Below are 9,456 nucleotides of genomic sequence, written 5' to 3'. Positions count from 1 at the left end.
TCCTCCAACAGTTGCCGCAGTTCCCCTGGCTCGAACGCCATCATTGGTGGGGAGGCAGGCTCGTCTTCCAACAGTTGCCGCAGTTCCCCTGGCTCGAATGCCATCATCGGTGGGGAGGCGGGTTCATCCTCCAGCAGCTGCCGCGGCTCTTCCTCGTGCGGCAAGCGCCTCCTTAGCCGGTCTTGCAGCGCCTGCCGATCGGCAACGAGGTTGTCGAGGGGCAGCGGCTCGTGGTCTGGCCGCTGCCCTTTCACCAATCGTTCAACCAGCGCCCACGTGCCCTCCAGGACAAATACGCCGCAATCATAATGGTTCGTCTGTCTGGCCATGGGGGCTGGCGCCAAGGTGGCATTCAGCAGTCCTGCGAGCTGTTTTGCAGGCACGTCGTTATATCCCTCTCGCTGGAGGGAGTCGTAGTGATAGGCGAACCGCCTTTCCGGGTCGCGGCGATCAACGAGCAGCAGCGACCAATGGGTGCCGGGGCTAGTAGCCGTGCCATTATTCACTGGCAAGAACAGGAAGTCGGCTGTGGCGTTGTTTTGATTATAGATGGACTGCAATATGCCTCGAGCGTCTTGCGGCGACGTGTGTCGCAGTAGATGGGATACGGAAGGATCCACCAGCCGAGTCCGGGCAGCGAGCGCCGGATTGATCCCCTGCAGTTGCCCCTCCAGCAAATTGTAATCTCTCTGGATATGGGCGTCGCTCAGCCATTCGGCGGCGCCGAGCACCCGCCCCGTTGCAACGTTGGACGGGGCTGTCGGATCGAGCGCCCCGATCTGAGCCCCAGAGGAACTGGTAGTCAGTGTGGTCACATCAACCAGTGGAAGGCCGCGGTAGGTGCCTGGCAGCCTAGCGGTTGCTGGCGAGGCGGGTTGGGGAGCTCTTGCCGGTGCCGCTGGCCCAGCTTCAGCAGCGGCCCCAACGCGCCTGGTGACTGCGTCTGCCGGATGAGCAGAAAGGACAGTTTCGCGCCCGAGCACAATGCGCGGCAGGATATCCCGGAGGTGAGCCAATGCAGAACTGATACTTAGCCTATTACCATAGGAGACAGCCTTGAAGCTCTCAACATCTTTATCCAGCGATTTGTCGTGAATCCGAGCCGCAATCCCAAGCTTGTTATTTTGACGCAGGTACTGACTAAAATGTCTAAGAAAATTTGTATAGCCGCCCACGGTATCTGGATTCCGTCCGGTCGCAGGCGCTGCCAGGTACTCCTTGGTCGAAGCGGCTCTGTAATTTCTAATGAGCTCGGCATCGTCAGGATAGGGGATCACGACAGGGCGAGCCATAATCGGGGCTCCGCCTGTCGACTTCTTGAGGTAACGCAGTGCGCCAGCCACGGTGGAGGAACCACCCGTACTCTCGTACTCCTTGAGATCCTGATCCAGCGACGAATGGTAAAGCCGAGCAGCAAACCCTGGCTTGTTGTTTTGAAGGAGCCACCGACTAAAGCCGAAAAGAGAATTTACATTGTAAGTGACCGTGTTCGCTTTGGCCTTACCCGCGTGGAATGCTGCCCTCAGCCCTTCGATAGCGGTCGCATCGTTGGAATAGACAGGACGCTTGTCGGCACCGTCGGGGACTACAATTGGACGATCCGGCTGCACTGTCGAGGGCATCGACCCACCACCTCCGGGATGCGGTGCTGGGGTGGATTCGTGCTCATCCCTCTGCCTGACGAGCTGCGCCTCACATTCCGGTGTAGCCACCTCATGAGGATCCTGCATCGGTTCGATCCCCTCCATCTCCTGCTGCAACCAAGCCAAAGCTTGGCGAGCGGCCTGCGCGGCTTCATCAACCGCGGAGGATGTCTCCACACCTCTGGCGGACGCCGGCAGAGCCTGCTCCGCCCGCCGTCGAAAGAGCTCTGGCGAGGCGGATTTCTCCGCCCACAATCTGGGCTGCGTAGCGAGTCCCCGTCCAGATTTATGTGGCACCGCCTCGCTTGGCAGCGGGCTGCTCCTGTCCCGTGCAGCTACCAGCTCCTCCGGGGCGCCCTGGTCGCCGTGGCGCCAGTTCAAGTGAGGGACGGCCTCTCCAAAGTCGGGCGCTTGGTGTTGGTGCGCGGTTGGGGCGAGAGACAATGGTAGATCGGTGCCCTCCTTATAACCTACCGGCAGGAGCTCCTCTGGCCAATCGAATCCCTGCTGTGGTGCGGTATGCTGAGCAGCGTCGCCACGGGGACGAGCCTCCATGCTGACCGCGTTTTCCAGATGATTCCCGAGTATAACGCGCGGCGGGTTCTTGCGGAGATAAACCAGCGCAGATTCGATCGGAGCTCCACCATTAGAGGAGGCGGCCTTGTAGCTCTCAACATCTTTATCCAGCGATTTATCGTAAATGCGACCCGCAATTCCGAGCTTGTCATTTTGACGTAGGTAATGACTGAAATGGTTAAGAGCAGTTGCGTAGCCGCTCGCGGATCTGAAATGTCTGGTGAGCGCGGCGTCGTCAGGATGGGGGTTCAGGACAGCGCGACCCACAATCGGGCCGGCTCCGCCCATCGACTTCATCAATTGACGCAGTGCGCCAGCCACGGTGGAGGAACCACCCCTACTCTCGTACTCCTCGAGATCCTGGCTCAGCGACGGATGGTAAAGCCGAGCAGCAAGCCCTGGCTTGTTGTTTTGAAAGAGCCAACGACTAAAGCCGAAAAGAGAATTTGTGCTGCGAGTGACCGTGTCCGGCCTGGCTTTACCCGCAAGGAGTGCTGACTTCAGCCCTTCGATGGCGGTGGCATCGTTGGAATAAACAGGACGCTTGTCGGCACCGTCGGGGACCACAATTGGACGATCCGGCTGCACTGTCGAGGGCATCGACCCGTCGAGATGCGGTGCTGGGGTGTATTCGTGCTCGTCCCCCTGCATCACAAGTTGCGCCTCCCGTTCCGATGTACCCACCTGATCGGTGGGGAGTTGCATCATCACGCGAGCGCCTGAGTTGCCAACCTCACCTGGTTGCCGCTCAGTGACAGCATGCTGCAGATTGCTTTGGATCCTCTGCCTCTTCGTTGGTCTCAACTCACCTTTACCATGCGAGCCATTGACGAGGACCTCCTCGCCTAGCGCACCCATCAACTCGTCCGCCGCCTGCAGTTCGCCCAAGTGCTGCTCAAAACCGGCTTGGCCGGCCTGTCCGCTTGCTCGTGCGGTACGGCGTGCTGCACCTGCAGCCAAGCTGCCACGATGAATGTCTAGTTTGTACGGGTGCACGCTATCCTCACTTCCACAGATCACATGAGCAACCTACTCAGGCAAGCTTTCGAGAGGCTGACGAGGTCCGCCGCCGCGGAAGGCGAAGGCTGGTTTTCTGCTCAGCGGTTGACGGCCTCGCGTGTTGCGGCCGCGCCGGGTATCACGCCAATCAATCTGAATAGTCGATGCGTCAAACGAACCAGGATGGGATTTTCGTAGCGGGGCTGCTCTACTCACTCTTGTCCTGAGGGCAGAATTCAACCATATCGCCGAGCAACTGGATGCCGATTGGATACCCGATCCGGAAAGCTTCAGCTCATATGTGACGCGAGGATGAGAATCGTGGCAGCTCCAGACCGACGGGCTGCCACCCACAGCGGCGATGACCGACGAGGGTCTTCTATTGCCAAGGCAATCGTCCGTTCGGGGACCTATGTGTTCCAATGCTCGTCGAGCGGATCGGTGGGCCGCACCGCCGTAGCGTTACGGCGAGCGGAAGCGGCGTTGGGTGCGGCTTTTCCCCTGAACGCTTCACACCAGGCTGATAGGGGATCTTGCAATCGCACACACGCGGTCTGCAGGCGTGCCTATCAAGCAGTTTGCTCAGACCAACGTCGCGGCGAGCCGATCCTCAATACGCAGCGCAAGTCCTAGACTCCACGATCGTCCTTCGGTGCAGATTTGCTCGCGCCTCGCCCTGATTACAGCTGATAAGGCGAGCTAACAATTGCAAGAGCCACAAGCTATTCCAGCTCGATCGGTTTGGTGTTCCAGTCGGGCGGGGTCTGACCGAGAATGTTGCGAACGAAGAAGTCTAGGAGTTTGCGCTCGGTGTAGGTGCCTAGAGTATGGTGATTGGCACCAGGAACGTAGACCATGTCAAAATCTTTTCCTGCCTTGATGAGTCGATCGGCAAGCTGGAACGAGCAAAACGGATCGACATTATCATCCATTTCGCCGACCGCGATCATCAGCTTGCCCTGCAGCCTGTGAGCATTGTCAACGGCGGAGGATTGCGAATATTCAATGCCGACCGGCCACCCCATCCAAAGTTCGTTCCACCAGGTCTTGTCTATCCTGTTGTCGAAGCAGCCGTTTTTGGCGACGGCGACCTTGTAGAAATCGGGGTGAAAGAGCAGCGCGCTGACTGCACTCTGGCCGCCGGCGGATGCGCCAAAAATGCCGACGTTGGATATGTCGTACCATGGATATTGCGCGGCCGCCGCCTTGTGCCACAGAATGCGATCGGGAAATCCTGCGTCCTTCAGATTCTTCCAAGCAACATCATGGAAGGCGCGGGAGCGGTTGTTGGTGCCCATGCCGTCGATCTGAGCAACGACGAAGCCCAGCTGCGTGAGCGGCTCTGTCCACCGCGAGAAGGATTTTGGGACGAAGGAGCCGTGGGGTCCAGCATAGATATTCTCCACAACCGGGTATTTCTTCGTCGGGTCGAAGTTGGCTGGCAGGTGGAGCACGCCCCAGATGTCAGTTTTGCCGTCGCGCCCCTTGGAATGGAAACTGAGCGGCGGCTGCCAGCCTGCGGCGACGAGCTCAGAAATGTCGGCCGTCTCGATCTGCTGGAGCTTGGCATTGTCGCTGGCGCGGTAGAGTGCCATGCGCGGGGGCAGATCGATGCGTGACCAGAGATCGACATAATAGCGCCTGTCAGGCGAGAACTCGATATGGTGGTTGGCCGGTTCGGGCGTCAGTGCAGTCAGTCCCTTGCCGTCAAAGCCGATGCGGTAAGCATGGACCCAATAGGGGTCCTCCTGCGAGTTCATCCCGCTCGCCTCGAACCAGATCTGACGCTTGACCGGATCGACATGGTTGACCCTCCGGACGACCCACTCACCTCGCGTGATCTGGTTTTCGAGCGCGCCTGTCCGGCCGTTGAAAAGATACAAATGCTCATACCCGTCGCGCTCTGATGCCCAGATGATCTCCTTCCCGTCATCGACATCGTAACGGAAGATTTTTCCGGCATCCTCCTGGCCATGCCCCAGCGGCAAATAATCAACGAATGTCTCGCTGGTCTCATCGATCAGGGAGCGCCCGCGGCCCGAGGCGGCGTCTACCTCGACCAGGCGATAAAGCTGATGCCCGCGCTGGTTATATTCGAAAGTGAAGCCGCGGCTGTCCGCCCACCACCGGAGAGGGGAAAGTTCGAAGACGTTCGAGAAGAGGGCACCGTCAATCACGATCTGGCGCCGGCCGGCAATGTCGAACAGGACTGGCTGGGGCAGCGGAAGGACATCGCCCGGCCTGGGATAGAATTTTGTTGAATATTCCCGCTCCAACTGGTCCGTCGAAGAATTGAGGTAGCGGACCTCTCGCCTATAGCCGGGGCGAACAAGGTAAGCGGCGAGGTGGCGCGAGTCCGGCGACCAGCTCAGCGTCGAAAAGACGTAGCAATTGCCTTCGGCTCCGTCCCGGCTCAGAGGAACATCCTGCAATCCGTCCTCGCTGCGCAGGAAAACGTTGCAGTTCTTGATATAGGCGATCCATTTGCCGTCGGGCGACGCGTTGCTCTTGTCGGGGTTGTTCTCCGCTGGCGGCGTGTAGCGGTGGCTGAGCTCCCTACGGTCCCCTTTCCTTGCATCGAATGTGGTGCTGGTACAGTCATAGCTTGCAAGGTCGCAGCTCCACCGGGTGTCTTCAATCTGGAAGTCGAGCCTGCGACCATCCTCACTCAGTTCGAAACGGTCGAACGGAAGATTGCCGGCTTGATAGCTCTCATGGCTCACCTTGTTTAGCGCTGCCGCCAGACGCGCCTGATCGAAAGCGGGCCGCTTGAAACCCGTGGCAGCATCGACCTGCATGAACTGCTGCTCGCCGTGGCTAGTCCGGCGGTAGACGAAGGCTTCACCCCCGGTCAGCCAGAAAGGCATTTTGGGGACATTGACAGTGAGCCCGCCATATCGATCGTTGATCGTAAGTGCGCGCTTGAAATCGGCCGGCGCTAGCGTCGGGTGTAAACTTTTCGAACCCTTGGCCAGCGTCTGAGTTGCCGATCGCCATGCGGCGCGCGTCAAAGCGCCGATCCTGGACATACCTGTTCACTTCTTTCGGTTTTCGGAATGCTAATTTTGAAGTTGGGTTCTCGTCGCCGGTCTGCAGCAGCGCCGAAGCGTCGCCTTGGAGGAGAGCCAGCACGCGGGTGCAGCCAGGCACGCGCAACAGGGGCGCTCCTTGGACATCCAGGCACTGGTTCGGGTGCCGATTGAAGAGTTGGCGTCCGCCGCCGAAACAACCAGGAAAGAGCGTCCATGCAGCCCTGACGCGACTATTTCCCCGCGAGTATGGCCGCTTGCTTTTCTGCATCATCTGAAAGGTCCTGCTCTAGTCGGGCCGGATGTCACCCCGGCAGAAATCATTGTGCTATTTCGACAATCTCCGAGCGATTGCCGCCGGCCCATGACGAGGTTTACCGATAGGGCGCAATATGCGTGCCAAAGGAAAAGCGGTTTAAATACACGGCAATCCGCCTATGTCGCATCCCCAACATCGTCGCACACCGGACAATGCCGGACGAAATTGTCCCGGGGCGTCAAATTGGTTTGATGGTGACCCAAGGAGTTCTGGCTTTATCTGAGGCGTTCGGCCTTTTTCGAAAGCCGGACTCTTCGCGCGTTTCCGACGGCCCGAAGCGCCTGATCAAAGCTGACGGCATTCCCGGGTCTTGGCCTTGCCACAGCAGCACCTGCTGCATCAATTCCGACGGACGCTGTAGAACACCTGCAACACACGGCCCGCAGCAATTTCTCCGGCGCAACGCTGGGGCGACCGCCTTTGGCACTGCAGGCGTACATGCCGGAAAGGATGCCGTCTAGCCGCACCAGCGCTCCATTGATCATCAGCCGGTGCGGGCACCAGGATGACCGGCTGGAACGAAATCTTCCAACCGCTTCATCGTGAACAGCTGCTCCATGAACACATCGCTCCCGTCAATCGAGCCGTCTCGCCAGGGGGATCAATAGTCTGTCTTTGGCGTAGGTATTTCAGCAGCCTGCTGTTAGCGTGCGGACGACGCCGACATCAACCGGCGGACAAATGCGACGAGGGCAACAAGCGCGCCTGACGCAACGCCGCCAGATCAGCCGAGCCCGTGCAGAAGCAGGCGACGGCCAACTGGCGGATGACGATCTCGAAATGCGCGACAACGGCCCCGGTGGACACTGTCGCCGCGCCCAGCACGCTGGCCGCCTGCCCGGCGATGTCCGCGCCCAGGCGGATGGCCTTGGCCACGTCGACGCCATCGCGGATCCCGCCCGACGCGATCAGCTTCACCGTTGGCAGCGCCCGACGCACCGCCTGCACGCTGGTCAGGGTGGAATCCCCCAATCGGCGAATGACATCGCCACTGCACGGTCGGCGGCATTGCGGGCGCGCTCGCCCTCCACTGCGGCCCAACTGGTGCCGCCGGCGCCGGCGACATCGATTACCGCCACGCCCGCCTCGACGAGCGCACAGGCACCGAGGCGGACAGGCCCGCCCCCACTTCCTTGGCCACCATCGGCACGCCCACGATGCGCGCGGCGCCAGCGATCAGCGCCAGGACGCCGCGCCAGTTCGCGGTCGCCCTCCGGCTGTACCGCTTCCTGCAGCGGATTGAGATGGACGATGAGCCCATCGGCCTCCAGCGCGTCCACCGCGCGACGCGCCAGGTCCAGGCCGTCGGCCTCCCGCAGTTGCGCGGCGCCGATATTGGCCAGCAAGGGAATGTCTGGCGCCAGGCGGCGCAGCGCGCGCGTTAGCCCCTGGGAGTTGCGGGATTGCAGGCTCACACGCTGCGAACCGCACATGGCGATCCCCAAGGCTTGCGCTGCCTCGCTCAAATGCCGGTTGATGGCCTCGGCCCGTGGCATGCCGCCGGCCATAGAGCTGATCAGCAGCGGCGCGCGCATAGCCTTGCCCAGCAGCGAGGCGCGCAGGTCGATCTGCGTCAGGTCCAACTCGGGCAGTGCGCAGTGTTCGAGATGGATGTACTCCCAGCCAGCGGCCACCGTGGCCGGCGCCGTTCGCCGATCCAGCACGATGTCCAGATGTTCGTCCTTCCCCGGCTCAGGGCGGTGTCGCTCATGCTCGCTCCATCCGTAGCAGCGGGCGACGGCGTTGCGTCGGATCGAACCGACGGCAGCGCGCCCAAGCCGCCGCCTCCGGCGCGTCCAGGCCGACGCACGCTGGCCTCCCCCTGCAGCGTCGCTGCGATAGCGGCTGGTCGAAGTCTGGTAGTACTGCGCGCGGATCGCCGCCATCGCCTCGATCAACGGTCCCCACGGCGCGGGAAAGCATTCTTCCGCCATCACCCGGTGCAGCATGCGCGTATGGCCGGCCAACTCGTCGTTGAGGAACTCAACCACAGGCATAGCCGGATAGCGCTGCAGAAGCAGGATCGCCGCGTTATCGCCGGCCGACCTGTCCTTGTCGCGTCCATGCAGATCGTTCTGCAGGCGCCCTATCACTGAGATGAGCCGCAGGACCTGGCGAAACGCTGGACGCGCGCGCAAGGTCGCCATGTCCAGCCCCCACAGCAGCGACAGGCAACAGAACACGGTCCCGTAAGCGATCGAATCGATGCCGTTGTGCAGGTACTCGGCGTAAGACCAGCGTCGCGCCCCTGCCGCCTGCGCGTGTCCGGCGCGCAGCGCCGCGCAGTAGCACCGGGTATAGTCGAGAAGCCGAGCATAGTCGTGACGATCGTAAGCGAGCGCAGCCAGCGAAGCGCGCAGCTGAGCGCAGCCCTCGAATCCGGAGAGCACGCACGGTACGCCGTGCCCCAGCGCCTGCTCCAGGGCGGCGAGCTGCTCCGGCGCGATCAGGCCAACGTCGTTGCAATCGTCTAGCCAGAACAGCAGCGCCAGTTCGCGATAGAACGCCACGATCAGCGTTTCGTCCTGCGGATCGCGGCCGGTGCGGGCGCTGGTGTCGCGCAGGCTCGGGTGAATGCGTTGCAGGATATACTGGCCGCCCCTTACCGCTTCCTCAGCATGCTCATCCGCGAAACCGGTCAGGGCACGCCCCCACTCAAGCACCTGCTGCAGCGCGCGTTCGGTCTGGATCATGGCGCCGCCCCTGCTCCCTCGGCTACGAAGCGCCGCCCACAACGAAGCGCCAGCCACAACCCGGCGAGACCGCATCTCCGCGCCATAACGGCGATCGCGAAGTTATCGATCCGATTGCCAGTTGCTGATGCAAGCTCTTGTGAACGGCCGTTAGGACCGGCCCGCAGCCTCGCCGGCAGTATCGAGCAATCCGCTTG

3 protein-coding genes and 3 pseudogenes are annotated in these 9,456 nt (G+C 61.3%); 1 reads left to right on the top strand and 5 read right to left on the bottom strand.

Features of this window, described 5'->3' with window-relative positions; genetic code table 11:
* The 5 genes and pseudogenes from EN925_RS10930 to EN925_RS10915 all read right to left on the bottom strand — a co-directional run.
* Positions 1 to 3,107 (bottom strand): Ulp1 family isopeptidase (locus tag EN925_RS10930; protein WP_245469017.1); only part of this gene is annotated, 3,107 nt, incomplete at its 3' end.
* A gap of 833 nt (positions 3,108 to 3,940) precedes the next feature.
* The gene (locus EN925_RS10925; protein WP_063169235.1) at positions 3,941 to 6,247 is read right to left on the bottom strand and encodes a S9 family peptidase; all 2,307 of its coding nucleotides are present in this window, start codon (positions 6,245 to 6,247) and stop codon (positions 3,941 to 3,943) included.
* Between the two features lie 667 nt (positions 6,248 to 6,914).
* A pseudogene (locus EN925_RS40660) lies at positions 6,915 to 7,146 on the bottom strand (IS5/IS1182 family transposase); the annotation flags it as partial.
* Between the two features lie 86 nt (positions 7,147 to 7,232).
* Positions 7,233 to 8,277: pseudogene (gene fni, locus EN925_RS10920) on the bottom strand (type 2 isopentenyl-diphosphate Delta-isomerase).
* Positions 8,278 to 8,365: 88 nt separating this feature from the next.
* Positions 8,366 to 9,259: pseudogene (locus EN925_RS10915) on the bottom strand (hypothetical protein); the annotation flags it as partial.
* Between EN925_RS10915 and EN925_RS41620 the strand changes: the two are divergent.
* Positions 9,146 to 9,456 (top strand): hypothetical protein (locus EN925_RS41620; protein ID WP_348630321.1); only part of this gene is annotated, 311 nt, incomplete at its 3' end. The pseudogene EN925_RS10915 and the gene EN925_RS41620 overlap by 114 nt on opposite strands.

It is taken from the genome of Mesorhizobium sp. M7A.F.Ca.US.006.04.2.1, assembly GCF_004022915.1.
GTDB lineage: Bacteria > Pseudomonadota > Alphaproteobacteria > Rhizobiales > Rhizobiaceae > Mesorhizobium > Mesorhizobium ciceri.
The sequence above is the reverse complement of the archived record's forward strand: the minus strand, read 5'-3'. Positions and strand labels throughout refer to the sequence as shown.